Here is a 21,130-nt window from a genome sequence, read left to right on the forward strand (position 1 = left end):
CTATGTTTGAACAAATAAAACACAATATGGAGACCATTTCGGGTATCGAAGTCTATCCCATTCTATCGTTATTGATTTTCTTTTTCTTTTTTGTGGGATTAGGTTTCTGGGTTTTCTCTTATAAAAAGGAGAAAATTCAGGAAATGAGTGAGATTCCATTAGATGAAAATCATATTGTATAATTTCAAAAGTATTAGAATATGAAAAAATTTTTTCCAGTATATGTGCGAGTACCGCTGATTTTCTTCCTCGTTTTTGGTTTGATGGAATATTGTATCGATTCTGGAGACAGAGCCGCTTTTATCAAATTTCCTATGTTGTCAATTTTTTTGGCTGTATTTCTTTTTGTTTTAATTGCCATTGAAATTACGCTAAGTGCGGTCAATCGTATCCTATTTCAGTTGATGACACCCGAGGAAAAAGAACAATTGGCCTATAAAAATAGTTTGAGTTTAAAAGAAAGCGACTGGTACAAAGGCCTGATGCATAGATTAACCAAAACACAACCTATTGAAAATGAGTCTATTTTGTTGCTGGATCACGATTATGACGGAATCAAAGAATTGGATAACAATTTGCCACCTTGGTGGGTATACTTATTTTACATTGGAATTATTTTCGGAGTAGTGTATTTTGCCCGTTATGAAGTTTTTGGTGGCGATAATCAGGAAGTTGAACTGAAAAAAGAAATGGCTCAGGCTAAGATTGATGTTGAAGAATATCTAAAAACAGCTCCGGATTTGATGGATGAAAAAACAGTTATTTTACTTACCGATAAACCCAGTTTAGATGCAGGAAAAGAAATTTTTGCAAACAATTGCGCAGCCTGTCACAGATCAGATGGAGGAGGGCAAATTGGCCCAAATTTAACTGATGATCGCTGGATTTTAGGTGGCGGAATTAAGAATTTATTTCACACCATTAACAACGGAGGACGCGATGGAAAAGGAATGATTTCCTGGAAAGGAACATTAAAACCTAAAGAAATCCAGAAAGTCGCCAGTTATATTTTGTCTTTGCAAGGAAGTAATCCAAAAGACCCAAAAGCTCCGGATGGAGAAATATGGGTAGACGAAAGTGCCGCAAAGAATGAAGTTACCGAAGTAAATGCAGAAGAGAAAACAGAAAATAACACAGAAGTAAAAAAATAACAATCATGTCAAATTTACCAGACGAAGCTTTTAGAGATACCATTGCAACTATTGACGAAGGTGGTAAAAGGAGATTTATTTTCCCCAAAAAACCGTCTGGTAAATTTTATGAGTACCGAAAGATAGTCAGCTACTTTTTACTGGCTATTTTAATCGCAAATCCATTTATAAAAATCAATGGAAACCAATTTATGATGTTCAATATTTTAGAACGTCGTTTTAATATTTTTGGATTTCCTTTTTGGCCGCAGGATTTTTATCTTTTTGTCATCTCAATGCTGGTTGGCGTTGTGTTTGTCATATTATTTACGGTCGTTTTCGGAAGGATTTTTTGCGGATGGATTTGTCCGCAGACGATTTTTCTAGAAATGGTTTTTCGCCGAATTGAATATTGGATCGATGGTGATCGTGGTGCACAATCGCGATTAGCAAAGCAGGAATGGAATGCTGAAAAAATTAGAAAAAGATTGCTAAAATGGGCCGTTTTTTTTCTAATATCTTTTGGCATAGCCAATGTTTTTCTGGCCTATTTGGTTGGAAGCGATACTTTGTTTTTAATGGTCGAGCAGGGGCCTGTTGCACAAGCGAGTAATTTTATTGCATTGCTCATTTTTACCGCTGTTTTTTATTTTGTTTTTGTATGGTTTCGAGAGCAGGTTTGCATCATTGCTTGCCCTTATGGTAGGTTGCAAGGCGTACTTTTAGACAATAAATCGATCAATGTGGCTTATGATTTTGTCCGCGGAGAGAAAGAGTTGGGAAGAGCAAAATTCAAGAAACAAGAAGACAGGGAAACCACCGGAAAAGGGGATTGTATCGATTGTCACCAATGTGTTTTGGTTTGCCCGATGGGCATCGATATTAGAAACGGAACCCAGTTAGAATGTACCAATTGTACGGCATGTATCGATGAATGCGATTCGATTATGGAAACAGTAGGTTTGCCCAAAGGACTTATTCGATATGCATCTGAAGATGAAATTGAGAAAAAAGCACCTTTCAAGTTTACCACCAGAATGAAAGGATATACAGCAGTTTTATGCATTTTATTGACGGTTTTTGTGGGAATGTTATTTTTAAGAAATGATGTTCAGGCAATTATTTTACGTTTACCGGGCCAGCTTTTTCAGCACAAAGGAGATAAAATTAGTAATGTGTATACCTATAAAATTGTCAATAAAACGATGAAAGATTACACGGATATTCATTTTAAGCTTATTGATCAAGTTGGGAAGATACAAAATGTCGGAAAGGAACATTTTGCACTAAAAAAAGAAGGTATTTCGCAAGGAACACTTTTTATAGAAATAGATCAGGCTCTTTTAGAAAGTGACAAAACTCCTGTAAAAATTGGCGTTTATGAAGGTAATAAACTGCTTGAAACTGCTTCTACAAACTTTTTAGGTCCACGAAGTTTTAACTAAAAAAATATTATTATGAAAATCAATTGGGGAACAGGAATTGTCATTGCTTTCGGACTTTTTATGACGTTTATTTTATACTTTGTTTTCGAAGTACAGTCCAATTCTAAATACGATAATGATCTGGTTGTAGAAGAATATTACAAGCATGATTCGCATTTTCAGGACGAAATGGTTCGCATACAAAACGCACAGGACCTAAAAGAAAAACCTTCCATTGTAGCTACTAATGAAGGAGTTAAAATTATTTTTCCAAATGGTTTTAAAAGTAATGATATAAAAGGGAACGTTCTTTTGTATCGACCATCTAACAAGAAATTTGATTTTAATACACCAATTGCTTTACATAATTCGGTTTTGCTTATTCCGCAGAAAAAATTAATTGCAGGTCGTTGGGATGTTACTATTGAATGGCAATATGACAAAAAAAGTTACCAGACAAAAGAAGTTGTTTATGTAAATTAAGGAAAAGAAAATGTTGTATTCAGCTTTTATATTCGGAATAATAAGTAGTTTTCACTGTATCGGAATGTGTGGCCCTATCGCTATGATGTTACCCGTAGATAATCAAAACGGAGTCAAAAAAGCATTTCAAATTGGTACGTATCATTTTGGCAGAATAACCGCTTATGCTACTATAGGATTAATTTTCGGATTATTGGGCAGAGGTTTTTTCTTAGCAGGATTACAGCAAAAAATGTCTATTTTTATCGGATTGGCGATTATTTTGGTTGTTTTAATTCCAGAAAAAGCATTCGCCAATTATAATTTTTCGCAGCCAGTTTATAAACTTATTTCTAAAATTAAATCAAGTTTAGGAAGTCAATTCAAAAACAAAAGCTACAAATCACTTTTTATAATTGGTTTACTCAATGGTTTTCTGCCTTGCGGAATGGTGTATGTCGCCTTATTTGGTGCTATCGCTATGCAAAGTGCAGACTTGGGCGTTTTGTATATGGTTTTGTTTGGTTTAGGAACGATCCCTTTGATGACCTTGGTAGTTTACATACATGCTGTTCTAAAACTTTCTTATCGCAATAAAATTCAGAAAGTAATTCCGTATGTTACTGTATGCATCGGAATTTTGTTTATTCTAAGAGGTTTAGGGTTGGGAATCCCTTATATTTCTCCTTCCAATATGACTTTATTTGTGCAGGAGGTTCCTAATTGTCATTAAACTGTCATAGAGAATAAATTGGTTTCTGGCGATTTTCTTTTCAAATGCAAATCAAAAGCCATACACACATTGCGTACAAAAGCTTTTCCAGCTTCAGTAATCGTAAGTTTATTTTCTTCTAATACAACTAGCTGATCATTTTCCATTTCTCTCAAACTGTTTAAAACGGTTACAAGATCATCAAAATAACCTTCAGAATCGTTCCAGGTAGTTTCAAATTGGCAGGTCAAATTCAAAATATGTTTGCGTATAATCAGGTCTTCTTTGCTCAAAATATGTCCTTTAGAAACTGGTAATTTATCCCATTCTAATAATTGATAATAATCTTCTAAATTTTTGGTATTTTGTGCAAAACTGTACCAGCTATCGCTAATAGAAGAAACGCCCAAACCAATCATCAATTGTGTTTTTGAGGCGCTATAACCCATAAAATTTCGGTGTAATTTATTGTTTAATGAAGCTTTGTATAAAGTATCGGTAGACAAAGCAAAATGATCCATACCAATTTCGTGATAGCCATTTTTAGATAAAAGTGTTTTACCAATTTCGTATAATTTTCTCTTCTCATCATCTTTTGGAAGGTTTTTTTCATCAAACCCACGTTGGCCGTTTCCTTTTATCCACGGTACATGAGCGTAACTGTAAAAAGCCAGACGGTCTGGTTTTAGAGAATTTGTTTTTTCGATGGTATCGACAACATCTTCCATGGTTTGAAAAGGTAGTCCAAAAATGATATCATGACCAATCGAAGTGTAACCAATTTCTTTGGCCCAAAATGTTACTTTTGCAACATTATGAAACGGCTGTATTCTGTTGATGGCCTTTTGTACTTTTGAAGCATAATCCTGAACTCCAAAACTTACTCGGCGAAAGCCTAAATTATATAATTTTTGAAGTTGCTCGTAAGTCGTGTTATTAGGATGCCCTTCGAAACTAAATTCGTAATTTTCGGCTTTATTGGCATAACTAAAGATCCCATTTATAAGATGCTCTAAGTTATTTTTTGAAAAAAAAGTGGGTGTCCCACCACCTAAATGAATTTCTTTGATAAGTGGTTTTTCAGGCAATAATTTGCAGTACAAACTCCATTCTTTTAAAAGAGCCTTAATGTATGTTTCTTCTACCGAATGATTTTTGGTGATACGTTTGTTGCATCCGCAAAAAGTACACATACTCTCGCAAAAAGGTAGGTGAAGGTATAAACTTATTCCGTTTTCTGAATTGCTCTCAACAAATGATTTTTGAAGCGATGTTATCCATTTCGAATCATTAAAATCTGCCTCATTCCAATACGGAACAGTGGGATAACTGGTGTATCTGGGACCTGGAACATTGTATTTTTGAGTTAAAGAAACTTTCATAAAAATAGTTTAAGATGCTCAAAAGTAAGACGTTCCTTTCGTAATCAAAATGATAATTATCATAAAAAGGCACAAAAAAAGAGACTCAATTTTGAGCCTCTCCTTTGAATTAAATAACGAACACTAAATAGAATTTTGAATGATTTTGAGCCATTTTTTGGCAAATTGATGATCCTGATATACACTAATTTGTTTGATGCGATCATCATCAAAATCATAAAAAGGGAGGGTGATTTTTTTGGATGTTTCTTTTTCTAAAAATTCAAAATCAATTTTTACAATCGTACTAGAATTTCCTTCAGTCGTTAGAATTAATTTACAAGAAGAAACAGTTTTTAGATCGACAAAAGAAGCTTCCTCTTTATTTGGATTAAAATTCATCAAAATAAACTTTCTATTTTGATGATCAAGGGTAAGCACTTTATTGTTTATCGCTTCGGTTTGGTCAAAGTCAAGCAGATTAGACGGGTCAAATTTTTGCTTTATTTCTTTGATTTTTGCTTTATTGTTGGCGGTTGAGCGCGCAGAAAAATATACAGGAATGGCCACGATGAGTGCAATCACGAGACCAATAATAGTTACAGATGTATCCATTTGTTTATGAATTAATTTTGAATAAAATGATCAACAGTTTACAGGGGTAAAACCGTTTTTTTTTGAAGAATAGTTTTTATTCTCCGTAAAATTTCATTCTTTAATTACCAAAAAAAATGGAAAGGATAGAGTAGTATAGAAAGCTTTTTGCTTTGATTGAAGCATTGGTTTGCAAAATTATTTGCAAATAATATGGATTGATAATCAGGGATTTCTATTAATAAAGCTTCAAACCATTTGAGAACGACAGGATAACTTGTTTTTGCACTGGCCACAAGTTGAAAACTTGCCTGAGGCTGAATAAAAGCCAGAGCATCACTATTGTGAACAGAGAAGGTATTCTCTTTTTTTTCTGAATCACGTTTATCCATAGCAGTTTGATCTGCTTGAAAAGCAAATAATGCGGCAAATAAGAGTGAGACAAAAATAATGGTTTTACGAATCCACTTCATGTGGCGAATTTAATTCATAAAACACATTAATCTAAATTTAATTTACTAAATAAGTCTTAAAAAGCATTATTGTTGCATTTTGAAGTAATAATCAGCTGAATGTTTTCCGCTGCCATAAAATAAGAAAAACACGCAAATGATAAGTACCACAACAGCAAGAATTAAACTTTGTGAATGCATTTGTCCCATAAAATTAACCAAGACTGCTCCAAAAAGAATGGGTAACTGAGCGGCAATTGCCCAACGGGTAAGCAATCCAAAAACGATCATAATTCCGCCAATCATGTGCGCTGGTGCAATGTAATGCAAAAGAAACATTCCGCCACCAAATTGATCAATCGGTGAAATTAAATCATGCAAGTACTGAATGTTTGTCACAAATGAAATTCCTTTCATAAATAAAAAAATACCCAATGCAATACGTACCAAATCAACAGGTAAATAAGTGTGCGCATTGGCCCACTTATTCAAGCTTTTTACATTTTCCATGATACTATTTAATTAAAAATTAGAAGCTAAGTTACTAATTTTTAATTAAATATTTATTTTTAAGTATCTGAAAATGAGTTTTTTGTATTTTATTTGAGTTGTTTTAGGAATCCGTTAAATGTTTAAACTTGAATTACACCTAAATTAAATGGTTTTTGAATAGGAGCATGGTTGGCAGCTTCGATACCCATAGAAATCCATGTTCGGGTATCAAGAGGGTCAATAATAGCGTCTGTCCATAATCTTGATGCGGCATAGTATGGAGAAGTTTGCTCGTCGTAACGTGCTTTTATTTTAGAGAATAATTCGGCTTCTGTAGCCTCGTCTACCACTTGTCCTTTCGCTTTAAGCGAAGAAGCTTCAATTTGCGCCAATACTTTTGCAGCCTGAGTTCCTCCCATTACGGCAAGTTCTGCACTTGGCCACGCAAAGATCAATCTTGGGTCGAAGGCTTTTCCGCACATGGCGTAATTTCCTGCACCATAAGAATTTCCTACGATTACCGTAAATTTTGGTACCACCGAATTGCTCACGGCATTGACCATTTTTGCACCGTCTTTGATGATTCCGCCATGTTCAGATTTTGAGCCCACCATGAAACCAGTTACATCCTGTACAAAAACCAGCGGTATTTTTTTCTGATTACAATTGGCGATAAAACGTGTGGCTTTGTCGGCACTATCTGAGTAAATAACACCGCCAAATTGCATTTCACCTTTTTTCGTTTTTACAACTTTTCGCTGATTGGCCACAATACCAACTGCCCAACCGTCGATTCTGGCATAACCTGTTATAATAGTTTGACCGTAACCGTCTTTGTATGCTTCAAATTCTGAGTTATCAACCAGACGATTGATGATTTCCATCATATCATATTGCTCATTTCGGGCTTTTGGAAGAATTCCGTAAATATCCTTTGGTTCAAGAGCGGGTTTTTCGACTTTAATACGGCTGTAGCCCGCTTTATCATAATCACCTATTTTATCTACAATATTTTTTATTTTGTCAAGCGCATCTGCATCGTCTTTTGCTTTGTAATCGGTCACTCCCGAGATTTCGCAATGCGTGGTGGCTCCACCCAAAGTTTCGTTATCAATTGTTTCGCCAATAGCGGCTTTTACGAGATAACTTCCCGCAAGGAAAATACTTCCTGTTTTATCGACAATCAAGGCTTCGTCACTCATAATAGGCAAATAGGCTCCGCCTGCAACGCAGCTGCCCATGATAGCAGCAATTTGAGTAATCCCCATGCTGCTCATTTGAGCATTGTTTCTAAAAATGCGTCCAAAATGTTCTTTATCAGGAAATATTTCGTCCTGAAGCGGCAAATAAACACCAGCACTATCTACCAAATAGATGATCGGAATTCTGTTCTCCATCGCAATTTCTTGAGCACGTAAGTTTTTCTTTCCAGTAATGGGAAACCAAGCACCCGCTTTTACGGTAGCATCGTTTGCCACAACAATACATTGTTTTCCTCTTATGTAGCCTATTTTAATGACAACGCCTCCTGATGGGCAACCGCCATGTTCAGCATACATTCCTTCTCCAACAAAACCTCCAATTTCAATGCTTTTCGAATTGTCATCCAATAAATAATCAATGCGTTCGCGGGCTGTCATTTTGCCTTCGGCATGTAATTTCTCGATTCGTTTTTCTCCTCCGCCTAATTTTACTTTAGCAAATTTCTGTTTAAGGTCAGAAAGTAATAGTTTATTGTGATCTTCGTTTTTATTGAAGTTTAAATCCATGTGCTATTGAGTTTTTAATAAAAAAATGTTCGCTAATTTACAAAATCAATTGAAATAAAGAGAATATTCTTAATTTAATGTTTATGTTTTAAATAAAAAAAACAGAAGCGAACTTCTGTTTTTTGAATATGTTTTCAATTTTGAATTATTTTTTAGAATCACAGACCATTCTTTTCAGAATTGCCCATTGTTTTAAGGCATCGCGAGCCTCTACTGCTGGATAGCCCAACATTGTTTTTCCTGCTGCAACATCACCAGTTACACCAGAACCAGCACCAACAATAGCGCCATCGCCAATAGTGGTGTGGTCTTTTATCGAGGCGCTTCCACCAATTATTACACCATTTCCTAAGGTAACAGAACCTGCCAAACCGCTATTCCCTGCCATAATACAAAATTTACCCAGTTTGCTGTTATGTCCTATCTGAACTAAATTATCAATTTTACATCCATCACCTAAAACAGTCGAGCTGAATTTGCCTCTATCAACGCAAGAATTAGCTCCAATTTCGACGTTATTACCAATAATTACGTTTCCAATTTGTGGAATTTTAACCAAGCCTTTTTCTTTACAGGGTCTAAAACCAAAACCGTCAGCACCAATGGTAGCATTGGGATGAATGATGCAGTCGCTACCGATATGACAACGCTCACGAACAACGGTTCCTGACCATATAATTGTATTTTTACCGATAGTCGATTCGTCTAAAATAGTCACATTTGGATAAATAGTTGCGTTTGCACCTATTACTACGTTCGGACCAATATAACATCCTGCACCAATGCGGGCGTCTTCGCCAATAATTGCAGTTTCGTCTACGGTAGCAGTTTTATGAATATTGGTGTGAAATATTGGAGTAGGAGGGGCAAAAAGTGCTAAAATTTGTGACATTGCCAAATCTGCATTTTTAACTTTTATAAAGGCACGATTTTCGCCTGGTTCTATGGAAATATCTTCGTTGACAACTGCTACTGAAGCATTTGATGTTTCCCAGAACTTCTCGTATTTTTTGTTTCCTATAAAAGAAATTTCAGAAGCTGTAGCTTTTTCTAATTGTTCTGTTGCTGTAATGCATTGCGAAGTTGTGCCATATATTACGCCATTTATTACTTCGTTAATTTCTTGAATTGAGTAGGATTTCATTGAATTTTGGAATTGGTTTTTGATTTGAGTTTTCAAATAAAATCAATTAGATTCTAATTACCTAATATTTTTTTTAAGATTTTGATAAATTTTTAGAATAATAGCCAAGTAATTGTGGTTTCAATATTTTATATCGTGATTTTTTAACATTTGTTTCATTTAGAATTGTATTGTTAAAATATTTTTATTGAATGAAATCGTCAATTTTAAACTTTCCGACTCCATTCAATAAAAAAAATCACTCTTTTATTTTAGATAATGATATTGCGTTGATGCAATAGCGTAAGCCACTAGGTTCCGGGCCATCAGGAAAAACATGTCCAAGATGTGCATCGCAAGTATTGCAAACCACTTCTACACGAATCATTCCGTACGATTTATCAGCATTATAGGCTACTGCGTTTTCTTTTAATGGCTGTGTAAAAGATGGCCACCCCGTTCCTGATTCAAATTTTTCGCTCGCATCAAAAAGCAATGTGCCACAGCATTTACATTCGTAAAGACCGGGATCAAACAAACTGCACAATTCAGAGCTAAAAGACCTTTCAGTACCTTTTAGTCTTGTAACCTGATATTCTTCTGGAGTTAATAATTGCTTCCATTCCTCTTCCGTTTTTTCAACTTTTTTGTCTGGAATAGGATTTCCTTTATTTGTAAAATGAATTACGTTTGCCCATTTGATCATAATACTGTATTTTTAGTTTGAAGTTTTTAGTAGCCACAGCTTCAGTCATGCTGACTAAATACTGTGACTGAAACCTAAATTTTATTCCTCTTCTTTTTGTCCCATCATCATCAGAAATGCTTTTAGGAACGCATCAATATTTCCGTTCATAACGCCATCAACATCGCTGGTTTCGTAACCCGTGCGGACATCTTTTACCAATTTGTAAGGCTGCATAACGTAATTACGTATTTGCGAACCCCATTCGATTTTCATTTTCCCCGCTTCGATATCGGCACGTTGCGCTTGTTGTTTTTTAAGTTCGATTTCGTACAATTGCGAACGTAGCATTTGCATGGCACGTTGCCTATTGTCTTGTTGCGATCGTGTTTCTGAACACTGAATCTGGATGCCTGTTGGTTTGTGCACCAATTGTACTTTTGTTTCTACCTTATTTACGTTTTGTCCTCCGGCGCCGCTCGAGCGAGAAGTTGTAATCTCTATATCAGCAGGATTAATCTCTATTTCAATACTATCATCCACCAGCGGATAGACATAGACAGAGGCAAACGAGGTATGACGTTTGGCATTGCTATCAAAAGGGGAGATTCGGACCAAGCGATGCACGCCGTTTTCTCCTTTTAAATAACCAAAAGAATAATCGCCTTCAAACTCTAAAGTTACCGTTTTGATACCCGCAACCTCACCAGCCTGAAAGTTTAGTTCTTTTATTTTAAAGCCATAGCTTTCTCCCCACATCATGTACATTCTCATGAGCATTCCGGCCCAATCGCAACTTTCTGTGCCGCCAGCACCCGCTGTAATCTGAACTACCGCACTTAAACTATCGCCTTCATCAGAAAGCATATTTTTAAATTCGATGTTTTCAATATGCGATTGTGTTGTGCTGTAATGGTCATCTAATTCTTCTGCAGAAAGCTCCCCTTCTTTATAAAAATCATACGCCAGTTGAAGTTCATCTGTAAGCTCGATGGCTTTGTCGTAATCTTCAATCCATTTTTTCTTATTTCGAAGATTTTTTACAATGATTTCAGCTTCTTTTGCATTGTTCCAAAAATCGGGAGCAAAAGTTTTCTCTTCCTCGTTCGCAATTTCGATCAGTTTGGCATCAACGTCAAAGATACCTCCTCAACGCACCAAGGCGCTCCACAATACCCTTTATTTGTTCGGTTGTTGTCATAAATTAATATTAGTTTTATCAGTTTCTTATAAATATTACGTTAATTTGTTTTTACAGTTAATTTACAAGTTAAAATTTATCAAAACTTGTTTAGAATAACTGTTAGTAATACGTAATTTTGTTCGACAAAAATAAGATATAGTTTTTAGAATATGGAAATAAATTTAATTAGCGACACCATAACCAAACCTACATACGAAATGTTGCAGTATATGTTTAATGCCCAAGTTGGCGATGATGTATACAAACAAGACCCAACAGTAATTGAATTGGAAGCCAGAGTGGCTGAGTTTTTTGGTATGGAAGCGGGGCTTTTTTTTCCTTCTGGAACTATGGCCAATCAAACGGCTATAAAATTGCACACACAACCCGGAGAGCAATTAATTGCAGACAAATATGCACACGTTTATCATTATGAAGGTGGTGGCGTTTCTTTCAATAGCGGTGTTTCATGCTGTTTGCTGGACGGTCATCGCGGAATGATAAATGCGAGCCAAGTGGCAGCTGCGATCAACGATCCTGAGTTTTACCATAGTCCGCTAACGAGTTTGGTTTGTGTAGAAAATACAACCAATAAAGGTGGTGGTGCTTGCTATGAATTGGATGATTTGCGAGAAATAAAAAAAGTGTGCGATGCTAACAATTTAAAATTTCACTTGGATGGTGCCAGAATCTGGAATGCATTGGTTGCAAAAAGGCAAAATCCTAAAGAATTTGGTGCTATTTTCGATACTATTTCGGTTTGTTTGTCTAAAGGATTGGGAGCTCCAATTGGTTCTGTATTATTAGGAAGTAAATCTGATATTCATAGAGCGTTGAGAATCAGAAAAATACTCGGTGGCGGAATGCGTCAGGTAGGGTATTTGGCTGCAGCAGGATTGTATGCTTTGGCCAATAATATCGAGCGATTGGCAGAAGATCATCGCCGAGCCAAAGAAATTGCTGCTGTTTTAAGCACAAAACCTTGGGTTGCCGCTATAGAACCAGTAGAAACTAATATTTTGATTTTTTCTTTGGCCGAAGGTTTTAGCGATCAATTATTGATGGAAAAATTAAAACAAAAAAATATCTCTATTAGCTCCATGGGTCACGGAAAATTAAGGATTGTGACACATCTTGATTACAGAGAAGTGATGCATACGTATGTTTTAGAAACACTTTCGAAGTTCTAGGTAAAAGGCCCAGAGATGCAAAGGTTCAAAGGTTCAAAGGCTTTTTCATTTTGAATAAAACCTTTGTCCCTTTGAACCTTTTTTTAACCTTTGAACCTTACTTAAATAAATTATCCATTCCCGGAATCATTGGCATATCCATTTTGGCAACGGCGTCAAGCTCTGCTTCGTTTACACCGGTGGCTTTTGCAATAGCTTTATTTAAGGTCACGATTAGGTAATCTTCCAGTTGCTCTTTGTCTTCTAGTAAAGCATCATCAATAGAGATAGAAGTTACTTTTCTGTTAGCTGTCATAGTCACTTTTAGCAAGCCGTCAGCACTTTGTTCATCAATTAAAACTGTATCTAAACGTTTTTTTGTATCTTCAATTTTTTGTTGGGTTTCTTTAAGTTTACCCATCATTCCCATTAAATCCATTTTTGTTTATTTTAAATTGTTTTCAACAAAATTAATCTATTAAGGTGTATAATAAAGTAATATTTTATGAAAAAATTAATTCTGTTCTGTTCTCGATGTGTTATTTTTGCCCTTCTTATTATGAAAACAAACGCTCAATCAATGCAAGACAATATAGTAGCTCCACAAGCCAAAATAATCGCTAAAAATCTAAAAAAACATAAAGAAACCCGAGTTGATAACTATTTTTGGTTGAATGACCGCGAGAATCCTGAGGTTATCGATTATTTGAATAAAGAAAACGCTTATTACGAAAATATGACCGCGCAGACAAAAGGTTTGCAGGGATCGTTATTTGAAGAAATGAAAAGCCGTATTAAAGAAGACGATGCTTCGGTTCCTTATTTTTATAATGGCTATTTTTATATTACACGTTTTGAAACCGGTCAGGACTATCCTATTTACGCACGAAAAAAAGGAAGTCTTTCTGCCAATGAAGAAATTTTATTCAATTGTAATGAAATGGCAAAAGGACATGCCTATTTCAAATTAGAAGGTCTTAGCGTAAGCCCTGATAATAAATTTGCAAGTTTTGGACTTGATTTGGTTGGAAGACGTATTTATACCATTCAAATTAAAAATCTGGAAACGGGTGAAATTTTGGCAGATAAAATCGAAAATGCCACCGGTGCTTCGGTTTGGGCAAATGATAACCACACTATTTTCTATGTAAAACAAGACGAAGTGACTTTGCGCTCGGATAAAGTTTTTAGACATAAATTAAATTCAGATTCAAAAAGTGATATTTTGGTTTTTAATGAAACTGATGATACTTTTAATGTTTCGATAAGCAAAGAAAAATCAAGAAAATATATCGTAATAGGTTCGGGAAGTACATTGACGACCGAATATCGAATTTTAAATTCTGATACTCCAGATGGTGAATTTGTTGTGTTTCAGCCTCGTGTGCGTGGTTTAGAATATAGTTTTTCGCATTATGAAGATTCTTTTTATATCCTGACCAATAAGGATAAGGCCACCAATTTTAAATTGATGAAAACGCCTGAGAATAAAACAGAAAAGAAAAATTGGGTAGATGTTATTCCGCATCGGGAAGATGTTTTGTTGGAAGATATTGAAATTTTCAAAAATTATTTGGTGGTAGAAGAGCGTTCCAATGGTTTGAATCATATTCGCATCATGCCTTGGAATGAGGAGCCGGATTATTATTTGCCTTTTGGAAGCGAAACGTATAATGCATATACCACTACAAATATCGATTTTGATACCGATATTTTGCGTTACAGCTATCAGTCGCTTGCTACGCCATCCTCTGTAATTGATTTTAATATGAAGACCAAAACCAAAGAAATCTTAAAAGAACAACAGGTTTTGGGAGGCAAATTTGATAAAAATAATTATGTAGAAGAACGTATTTGGGCTACCGCCAGAGATGGTGTAAAAGTGCCAATTTCGATGATTTACAGAAAAGGTTTAGAGAAAAACGGTAAAAATCCGTTGTTGCTTTACGCTTACGGCTCTTACGGGATCACCATGGACGCTTATTTTTCATCAACTAGACTTTCTTTGTTAGACAGAGGTTTTGTGTATGCAATTGCACATATTAGAGGAGGGGAGGACTTGGGAAGGCAATGGTATGAAGACGGGAAACTGTTAAAAAAGAAAAATACCTTCACAGATTTCATCGATTGCTCTAAATTTGTAATTAACGAGAAATTTACTTCGCCCGAACATTTGTATGCCGAAGGTGGTTCTGCGGGAGGACTTTTGATGGGCGTAATCGTAAATGAAGCGCCGGAATTATACAACGGAGTGATTGCTCAGGTACCTTTTGTAGATGTAATTACGACAATGTTAGACGATAGTATTCCGCTAACAACTGGAGAATATGACGAGTGGGGAAATCCCAACAATAAAAAATATTATGATTATATGTTGTCGTATTCACCGTACGATAATGTAAAAGCTCAAAAATATCCTAACATGTACATTTCTACGGGATTACATGATTCTCAGGTGCAATATTGGGAACCAGCCAAATGGGTTGCCAAGTTGAGAAGTATGAAAACAGATAATAATTTTTTGTTTTTAGATACCAACATGGATGCTGGACATGGCGGGGCTTCAGGGAGGTTTGAGGCTTTAAAAGACTTAGCAAAAGAATTTAGTTTTTTATTAGATTTAGAGAAAATTAAAAGCTAATTAGAATTTTTTTGTTAAATTTGCAATCTATCAGGGTCATTTAAAATTACCTTGATTAACTATTTTTTTATGAAAGAAGAAATAAACGCTTATAATAATGTTTTAGAATTGATAGGTAATACACCACTTATCAAACTAAATAAAATCACCGAAGAGTTAGAAGGAAATTTCTACGCAAAGGTAGAAGCTTTTAATCCAGGACATTCCTCAAAAGATAGAATAGCTTTATACATCATTGAAGAAGCTGAGAAAAAAGGGATACTTTCTCCGGGGGATACCATTATCGAAACAACGTCTGGTAACACAGGATTTAGTCTGGCAATGGTAAGTATTATAAAAGGCTACAATTGTATTTTGGCTGTAAGTTCAAAATCATCGAAAGATAAAATTGACATGTTGAGAAGTTTGGGAGCAAAAGTATATGTCTGTCCAGCTCACGTTTCTGCAGATGATGAAAGATCGTATTATAACGTTGCCAAGCGTTTGCACGAAGAAACAAAAGGTTCTGTTTATATCAATCAATATTTTAATCAACTGAATATTGACGCTCATTACAGAAGCACAGGTCCGGAAATTTGGGAACAAACAAAAGGACAAATCACACATCTTGTTGCTTGTAGCGGAACTGGAGGAACAATCTCAGGAACTGCAAAATTCTTAAAAGAGCAAAATCCAAACATTAGAATTCTCGGAGTAGACGCTTTTGGTTCGGTATTAAAAAAATACCACGAAACAAAAGAGTTCGATAGCAAAGAAATTTACCCTTATCGCATAGAAGGTTTAGGAAAAAACCTGATTCCATCGGCTACAGATTTTGATATTATTGATAAATTTATGAAAGTAACCGACGAAGAAAGTGCTCACTCTGCCAGAGAGATTACCAGAAAAGAAGGTTTATTTGTTGGATATACTTCTGGAGCGGTGATGCAAGCCATCAAACAATACGCAGAAGAGGGCGAGTTTACAAAAGACAGCAATATTATTGCTATTTTTCCAGATCACGGTTCCCGATACATGAGTAAGGTCTTTAGTGATGACTGGATGAATGAACAAGGTTTCTTTGACAGCATTAATGAAGAGGAAGTTCAAAAAATTGAATTTGTAAAGTAGTAAAATACTTCAATAAAATAGATAAAAACTCTGAATGAATTTTCATTCGGAGTTTTTTTGTTTTTAGATGTTGCAGAAAGGTAAAATAGTATTAGATTTGAGAAAAATAAATTTATTAAAGTCTATATTTTTCATAATTTTATGTGAATGCTTTATAAAAATGTAAGAATAGGTACGGTTGATTGATGTAAATTTAAATTTTTAATAATAAACATAAAAACATAAAAAGGAGCAATCAGAAGATAATAACGATCAATTTTTATTATTGTAGTTTTTGCTTTTTCGAGTTAGTGATTAATTTTCGATAAAATCAATTGTTCTTTAATTTCCTTATAACTAAACCAAATAAATTTTAATACCCAAAATCTTTAACCATGAAAAAAATATTACTTACTCTAATGCTTGTAAGTTATTTGAATGTTGATGCCCAAAATCCTGTTCAGGAATTCAATTTCAATGGAAATTTAAACAGTGCTGATAATACCATTTCCTTTTTAGGGGCAGCCAATTATGTAAATGACAGAATGGGAGCTGCTAAAAGCGCACAAAGACTAGTTAATAAAGCATTGCAGGCAGTAGTAGGTGATCTTCCGCAAGACAATAAACCGAGGTCAATTTCTCTCTGGGTAAAATTTAATACGATTAACGCGGCCAATTATATTTTTGGCTATGGCAGTCCATCAAATGGGCAATATTTTGGCTTATTACAGCAAGCTTCGTCTTCGGGCAATTCTGATTTAAGTTTGGCGGGCTGGGGAGCTGCAAATGATGTTATCGTATCTGTTCCGTTAGCAAAAGAGGTTTGGTATCACTATGCTGTTACTTACAACGGAAATGCTTCAAAAGTATATCGTAATGGCGAATTATTAAAATCAGTAGATGGAATCTCACGCTCCACCAAAGGTTATATTTTTAGACTTGGAGAAATAAATACAACAACAGGTGTTAATGCAGATATAGACGATCTTAAAATATACAATGTTGCGATGACAGATGAGCAGGTTATGGAGTCTTATAGCAGTTCTAAACCTCTTATTATTGCAACCCCAGCAGTTTCGTCTTCAGAAGCGGTAAAAAAAGGGGGCGCTACAAATACAAAAAATACAGCTTCAGCAAAAACGCTACCTGCCAATAACACAGCTGCCAATGATAAAAATACAGTTTCTAAGAATATTGAAGTTTTCTCTCAAGGAAAGAAAGTGTTGGGAAGTACTACTGGGGCCAGTATAAATGATTTGCCTGAAGGAACTTACCTGCTAAAAATAACTGATACTTCTCCAAAAAAATAATATAGAATTTGTTATTAAAACTTTTGATGCTCCTGTTATTAAATATTTTAATGTTTTTTTGAAACCATTTTAATAGTAAAAAGCCTTCTGAAATTATATTTCAGAAGGCTTTTTAGCTAAATTAATGCTTTTTTTGTTGTCCCGGAGCATAGGCTTTTGCGCTTTTACTTCCCGACATTTTTTTAGCTTGTCCAGGTGGTACTTTATTACTGCCGTTGTGTACGTGTGCAGTACAGCTGATCACGCTAATCACTACAAACAAAATTACCATAACAATTACGGCAACTTTAGTGTATTTTGATGTTTTCATATTTTTTTTAAGCAAATATATTAGTTAATCTGTATTGTATAACTAAAATTCTTTTATTTAAAATAAATACAAACAACAGAATATGATTCAAATACAGTTTGTTTTTACTATTTATCTTTAAAAGGGAATATGTTTCAAAAATATTGTACAAACTTTGTTTAGTTCTAAAAATCTAATTAGAACAACTTAAAAAATAGCGATTTTACCCGTTTGTGTTCCCCCTGAGTTGGTCACTATTTTATAAATATAAATTCCCGATGAGGTGGTTTTTATGTTTATATTGCTCAATTTAGAGGGTAATGAGGTAGTAAAAGTATTTTGTCCGGTGGTAGAATACAAATAAAAAGTAGCGGCTTCGTCTTTTTTGGCTTCAATATTTAAGGGTTCGTTTTTGCTTAATAGCGTTGGATAAACAGAAAACAAATCATCCCCCAAATAATTAGTGTCCAGAATAGGGGAGTTTATCACATTATTAGACTGCAAAATGATTGCTATTCGATATTTGTTACTGCCTTTTACCGGAGAAGAATCCAAAAAATAGAATGCTTTTGAATTGACATCAGTTATAGTGCTAATGACATTTTCGGTCGTATTTGTAATTTTTATGAGCTCTATTCTTTTGATATTATAAAGACTAAAAAGACTTGCACTAATCTTAATTGTGTTTTCCTCATCAATTTCAGCAAAGGTCAATTCAAAATAGCAATTAGAATTTTCAGCATTCTGTAATGTTGATTCACTTTTTATCCCTTCATCGTTATCAATTACAGGCGCAACGGTATAAATTTTTCCGTCATTGTACGTATAGGTAGTATTTGTTGTTTGTTCTTTAAATGCAAAGCCTTCCCCTGTCAATTGATAGATTTTAAAGGAAACAACATCTGTTGGTTTTGTCCAGTTAATCTCTGTTGTACCATCACAGACCAAACTGGTATTGATTTTTAAATCATAAGAAATTGTAAAACTATCAGAGACATATTCTGCATTATTGATGGTCATTTTTAATTTCGCTTTAGCAAATTTTTCTTCAGCAGGAGTATAAGTAAATTGTTCGTTATCCAGATTTATATTATTTGAAATAATTTCCCAAGTTTGCCCATCATTATAAGTAATTGATAACAGAGCTGAGGTACCAGAAAATGAAGAGCTCCATTTGAAAGGGGAGATAGTCTGACCATCATAAGGAAAATTATCATTGGCTAAAGGATAGTTCCATTCAAATTGATTTTCCAGTTCATATTCGTATGCGATGCTGTAATCTTGAGAAGTATTGGATATAACAGAGCCGAAAACAGCTATAGTATAAATTCCGGATGCCGGGTTTTCCAGCGCGACCTGCTCTACATTATTAAGTTTGTCTTTTCCTTTTGTGGCTTGCTGCTGAGGAGCTTCTGGATTAAGAATCCAAGGTAAAAAAGTCGTGTTATTGTTCGAAATAACTTCCAAATCTAAATCATTTACCAGACTGATATTACTATTAATAGAAGCAGGTAAATCATTCCAGACCAATGTTATTTTTAGGTTTTTTGCGTTTGATGGAACCATAACAGTATGCGAATTAGTTTGACCAGAGGTTATATTATCTGAGATAAATCTGTTTTCGCTGATCATTTTTAAACATTTATCAGCATTTATACTGCCATAGCCATAAATGAAATCAGGGCCAATGTTGCCTAAATCTTTTGCACTATTAATTAGAATTGCTTTTGCTAATGCATTATTGAGAGAGCTGTTGTTTAATGTTTTATAATGTTGTTTCATCAGAGTGATAACTCCCGTAGTTATTGCAGTAGCATTAGAAGTTCCTTGCGTACTAAAGGCGACCAATTCTGGTTTTATCCGGCCATCATAGGCGGGTCCTGTTGATGAAAAAGGCATAATTACTTCGTTTTGATCAATACTGCCTATTACGACGCTATTTTTTGATTGTTTAAAATTTCCCGTAATCGATTTAGAACCTTCAAGCCCTCTGTTGCCCGAGGAAAAACAGTGAGTCAAATTTGTATTCGAAAATAATTGAGCATCATACGCATTAGCAAGTGTTCCGTAAAAATTTTCAATAACTGTTCCATAAGAATGATTTTGAGTGGTTGCTCCCTGTAATGTGGTTACCTCATCGGGATAGACATTCAAAAAATCAGACGACAGTATTTTTGCTTTTGGAGCTACTCCTTTTCCTAAAACAGAGCTATTTCCAAGGCCGGAAACAATAGTTGCCATAGCGCTTGCGTGACTAGACACGGTACTGGACTGCGTGCTGGAAGGAATGTGTTTATTCAATAAATCAATGTCATTCAAGTCAAAAAAGTCATCTTTGATTGCTGCAATTTCGTTTTCGCCAGTGACCAAAGGAAAGTTGGTATTGGCTTTATTGATATTATTAATACTAAAATTTTGATCGATTATTTTTGACTCGCTTTTTGGTTGCATTGATTCTTGAGAGATCGAAGAGACACTGCGTAAAGGAATGATTTTATTGATTATTATTTCTGAATTACTTTTTATAATTACAAGCCTTTCATTGATAATTTGAACATTAGCAAGGGTTATTGATTTTAAATCAGTAAGTAAGGATTCGATGGTATCAGTTGCTACAATATATTCTTTGTCTTCTTTATGGTGTATAAAATTTGCTGGAAGTTTCCATAAATTATTAGTAGGTAGGGCGTCGTTTAAAAGTGCATTGAAACTTTCCTTTTCAATAATACAAAAATTAGTATCAAGTTTTTTTACAACTTTATATTTGTTTTGATGTGCATTTTCTAAAGAGGTAAAATAGTACTTCTCTCGATTAGGTTCTTTTTCTTTTTTTATGAATTGTTTCCATTTGTCCAGGCTTTGAGAGAAACAGAATGTTGTCATTATCAAAAAAAAACAAGTAAGTTTTGTCTTCATTTACTTTAGGTATTAGGGCAATTTTAACCAATTTATTAATGCTGGACCAAACCAAAAATCAGTAGTATCCTTAGTGGTCACTTATAATTTTTTAGTTAAGTGGAAAATATAAACGAAATATAATCTTAAATATTTCGATATGATCTATTTATTTCTTACAAATTTATCAAAGTTATGCTATTATATGGAAAAAAATAAGGTTTTTACGAGTTATAGGTGTTATTTATAAGAAAATATATATTATTTTAAGATTTTAATATATAATTTTAGTTTTATTAAGCTTCTAAAGATAGTTTTAAAGCTGAAGAAAAAGCATGATTATGTTTTTT

The 21,130-nt window shown here is 34.5% G+C and carries 20 protein-coding genes; 9 read left to right on the plus strand and 11 right to left on the minus strand.

Translation table 11 applies throughout. From position 1 onward, the window contains the following. Window positions 1–2: 2 nt before the first annotated feature. The 5 genes from LNP22_RS11895 to LNP22_RS11915 are packed head-to-tail and all read left to right on the plus strand — an operon-like array spanning window position 3 to window position 3,749. On the plus strand, window positions 3–182 hold the full coding sequence (locus tag LNP22_RS11895; RefSeq protein ID WP_210665643.1) for a CcoQ/FixQ family Cbb3-type cytochrome c oxidase assembly chaperone: 180 nt from the start codon (window positions 3–5) through the stop codon (window positions 180–182). 18 nt (window positions 183–200) lie between these two features. After that, window positions 201–1,151, plus strand: a complete 951-nt coding sequence (locus tag LNP22_RS11900) for a cbb3-type cytochrome c oxidase N-terminal domain-containing protein (protein WP_229973642.1) — start codon at window positions 201–203, stop codon at window positions 1,149–1,151. Between the two features lie 5 nt (window positions 1,152–1,156). Next, window positions 1,157–2,575, plus strand: coding sequence for a cytochrome c oxidase accessory protein CcoG (ccoG, locus tag LNP22_RS11905; RefSeq protein WP_229973643.1), 1,419 nt, complete (start codon window positions 1,157–1,159; stop codon window positions 2,573–2,575). 12 nt (window positions 2,576–2,587) lie between these two features. Beyond that, the gene (locus LNP22_RS11910) at window positions 2,588–3,037 is read left to right on the plus strand and encodes a FixH family protein (protein ID WP_210665640.1); all 450 of its coding nucleotides are present in this window, start codon (window positions 2,588–2,590) and stop codon (window positions 3,035–3,037) included. A 10-nt stretch (window positions 3,038–3,047) separates the two neighbouring features. Beyond that, window positions 3,048–3,749: a sulfite exporter TauE/SafE family protein gene (locus LNP22_RS11915; RefSeq protein ID WP_229973644.1), complete on the plus strand. Its 702-nt coding sequence runs from the start codon at window positions 3,048–3,050 to the stop codon at window positions 3,747–3,749. Here LNP22_RS11915 and hemN read toward each other — a convergent pair. From hemN to prfB, 8 genes are all read right to left on the minus strand, one after another. Further along, window positions 3,746–5,110, minus strand: a complete 1,365-nt coding sequence (gene hemN / locus LNP22_RS11920; RefSeq protein ID WP_229973645.1) for an oxygen-independent coproporphyrinogen III oxidase — start codon at window positions 5,108–5,110, stop codon at window positions 3,746–3,748. The genes LNP22_RS11915 and hemN overlap by 4 nt on opposite strands. A 123-nt stretch (window positions 5,111–5,233) precedes the next feature. Next, window positions 5,234–5,704 carry a hypothetical protein gene (locus LNP22_RS11925; protein ID WP_229973646.1) on the minus strand — a complete coding sequence of 157 codons (471 nt, stop codon included), beginning with the start codon at window positions 5,702–5,704 and terminating at the stop codon, window positions 5,234–5,236. 104 nt (window positions 5,705–5,808) lie between these two features. Further along, the gene (locus LNP22_RS11930; protein WP_229973647.1) at window positions 5,809–6,156 is read right to left on the minus strand and encodes a hypothetical protein; all 348 of its coding nucleotides are present in this window, start codon (window positions 6,154–6,156) and stop codon (window positions 5,809–5,811) included. A 66-nt stretch (window positions 6,157–6,222) separates the two neighbouring features. Next, a complete protein-coding gene (locus LNP22_RS11935) occupies window positions 6,223–6,645 on the minus strand; it encodes a DoxX family protein (protein ID WP_229973648.1) in 423 nt (140 codons plus the stop codon). A 122-nt stretch (window positions 6,646–6,767) separates the two neighbouring features. Next, window positions 6,768–8,396: an acyl-CoA carboxylase subunit beta gene (locus tag LNP22_RS11940; RefSeq protein WP_229973649.1), complete on the minus strand. Its 1,629-nt coding sequence runs from the start codon at window positions 8,394–8,396 to the stop codon at window positions 6,768–6,770. A gap of 145 nt (window positions 8,397–8,541) precedes the next feature. Then, a complete protein-coding gene (gene lpxD / locus LNP22_RS11945; protein WP_229973650.1) occupies window positions 8,542–9,540 on the minus strand; it encodes a UDP-3-O-(3-hydroxymyristoyl)glucosamine N-acyltransferase in 999 nt (332 codons plus the stop codon). A gap of 238 nt (window positions 9,541–9,778) precedes the next feature. After that, the gene (gene msrB / locus LNP22_RS11950; protein WP_210665632.1) at window positions 9,779–10,225 is read right to left on the minus strand and encodes a peptide-methionine (R)-S-oxide reductase MsrB; all 447 of its coding nucleotides are present in this window, start codon (window positions 10,223–10,225) and stop codon (window positions 9,779–9,781) included. A gap of 81 nt (window positions 10,226–10,306) precedes the next feature. Continuing rightward, window positions 10,307–11,405 (minus strand): peptide chain release factor 2 gene (gene prfB, locus LNP22_RS11955; protein WP_229973651.1). Its coding sequence is split into 2 segments (ribosomal slippage): window positions 10,307–11,341 and window positions 11,343–11,405, totalling 1,098 coding nucleotides; the frame shifts between segments, so codons are not numbered across the junction. 152 nt (window positions 11,406–11,557) lie between these two features. Here prfB and LNP22_RS11960 point away from each other — a divergent pair. Then, window positions 11,558–12,577: a threonine aldolase family protein gene (locus LNP22_RS11960; protein ID WP_229973652.1), complete on the plus strand. Its 1,020-nt coding sequence runs from the start codon at window positions 11,558–11,560 to the stop codon at window positions 12,575–12,577. 97 nt (window positions 12,578–12,674) lie between these two features. Here LNP22_RS11960 and LNP22_RS11965 read toward each other — a convergent pair whose 3' ends face one another. Continuing rightward, entirely contained in the window at window positions 12,675–12,995 is a 321-nt protein-coding gene (locus tag LNP22_RS11965; protein WP_210665629.1) for a YbaB/EbfC family nucleoid-associated protein, read from the minus strand. Between the two features lie 66 nt (window positions 12,996–13,061). Here LNP22_RS11965 and LNP22_RS11970 point away from each other — a divergent pair, with 66 nt between their 5' ends. From LNP22_RS11970 to LNP22_RS11980, 3 genes are all read left to right on the plus strand, one after another. Next, window positions 13,062–15,197, plus strand: a complete 2,136-nt coding sequence (locus LNP22_RS11970) for a S9 family peptidase (protein ID WP_429670522.1) — start codon at window positions 13,062–13,064, stop codon at window positions 15,195–15,197. 69 nt (window positions 15,198–15,266) lie between these two features. Then, entirely contained in the window at window positions 15,267–16,307 is a 1,041-nt protein-coding gene (gene capA, locus LNP22_RS11975) for a cysteate synthase (RefSeq protein WP_210665627.1), read from the plus strand. 374 nt (window positions 16,308–16,681) lie between these two features. Beyond that, window positions 16,682–17,596 (plus strand): LamG domain-containing protein, encoded by a 915-nt coding sequence (locus LNP22_RS11980; RefSeq protein WP_229973654.1) that lies wholly within the window; start codon window positions 16,682–16,684, stop codon window positions 17,594–17,596. A 121-nt stretch (window positions 17,597–17,717) separates the two neighbouring features. Here LNP22_RS11980 and LNP22_RS11985 read toward each other — a convergent pair whose 3' ends face one another. Both LNP22_RS11985 and LNP22_RS11990 read right to left on the minus strand, forming a co-directional pair. Beyond that, window positions 17,718–17,906, minus strand: a complete 189-nt coding sequence (locus LNP22_RS11985; RefSeq protein ID WP_229976405.1) for a hypothetical protein — start codon at window positions 17,904–17,906, stop codon at window positions 17,718–17,720. Window positions 17,907–18,092: 186 nt separating this feature from the next. Next, entirely contained in the window at window positions 18,093–20,768 is a 2,676-nt protein-coding gene (locus LNP22_RS11990; protein ID WP_229973655.1) for a S8 family serine peptidase, read from the minus strand. Window positions 20,769–21,130 lie beyond the last annotated feature (362 nt).

This window comes from Flavobacterium flavipigmentatum (genome assembly GCF_020911905.1).
Lineage (GTDB): Bacteria > Bacteroidota > Bacteroidia > Flavobacteriales > Flavobacteriaceae > Flavobacterium > Flavobacterium flavipigmentatum.

Coding starts and splice junctions, on each gene's coding strand:
- LNP22_RS11895 (WP_210665643.1), top strand. CDS start 3: ATGTTTGAACAAATAAAACACAATATGGAGACCATTTCGGGTATCGAA.
- LNP22_RS11900 (WP_229973642.1), top strand. CDS start 201: ATGAAAAAATTTTTTCCAGTATATGTGCGAGTACCGCTGATTTTCTTC.
- ccoG (WP_229973643.1), top strand. CDS start 1,157: ATGTCAAATTTACCAGACGAAGCTTTTAGAGATACCATTGCAACTATT.
- LNP22_RS11910 (WP_210665640.1), top strand. CDS start 2,588: ATGAAAATCAATTGGGGAACAGGAATTGTCATTGCTTTCGGACTTTTT.
- LNP22_RS11915 (WP_229973644.1), top strand. CDS start 3,048: ATGTTGTATTCAGCTTTTATATTCGGAATAATAAGTAGTTTTCACTGT.
- hemN (WP_229973645.1), bottom strand. CDS start 5,110: ATGAAAGTTTCTTTAACTCAAAAATACAATGTTCCAGGTCCCAGATAC.
- LNP22_RS11925 (WP_229973646.1), bottom strand. CDS start 5,704: ATGGATACATCTGTAACTATTATTGGTCTCGTGATTGCACTCATCGTG.
- LNP22_RS11930 (WP_229973647.1), bottom strand. CDS start 6,156: ATGAAGTGGATTCGTAAAACCATTATTTTTGTCTCACTCTTATTTGCC.
- LNP22_RS11935 (WP_229973648.1), bottom strand. CDS start 6,645: ATGGAAAATGTAAAAAGCTTGAATAAGTGGGCCAATGCGCACACTTAT.
- LNP22_RS11940 (WP_229973649.1), bottom strand. CDS start 8,396: ATGGATTTAAACTTCAATAAAAACGAAGATCACAATAAACTATTACTT.
- lpxD (WP_229973650.1), bottom strand. CDS start 9,540: ATGAAATCCTACTCAATTCAAGAAATTAACGAAGTAATAAATGGCGTA.
- msrB (WP_210665632.1), bottom strand. CDS start 10,225: ATGATCAAATGGGCAAACGTAATTCATTTTACAAATAAAGGAAATCCT.
- LNP22_RS11960 (WP_229973652.1), top strand. CDS start 11,558: ATGGAAATAAATTTAATTAGCGACACCATAACCAAACCTACATACGAA.
- LNP22_RS11965 (WP_210665629.1), bottom strand. CDS start 12,995: ATGGATTTAATGGGAATGATGGGTAAACTTAAAGAAACCCAACAAAAA.
- LNP22_RS11970 (WP_429670522.1), top strand. CDS start 13,062: ATGAAAAAATTAATTCTGTTCTGTTCTCGATGTGTTATTTTTGCCCTT.
- capA (WP_210665627.1), top strand. CDS start 15,267: ATGAAAGAAGAAATAAACGCTTATAATAATGTTTTAGAATTGATAGGT.
- LNP22_RS11980 (WP_229973654.1), top strand. CDS start 16,682: ATGAAAAAAATATTACTTACTCTAATGCTTGTAAGTTATTTGAATGTT.
- LNP22_RS11985 (WP_229976405.1), bottom strand. CDS start 17,906: ATGAAAACATCAAAATACACTAAAGTTGCCGTAATTGTTATGGTAATT.
- LNP22_RS11990 (WP_229973655.1), bottom strand. CDS start 20,768: ATGACAACATTCTGTTTCTCTCAAAGCCTGGACAAATGGAAACAATTC.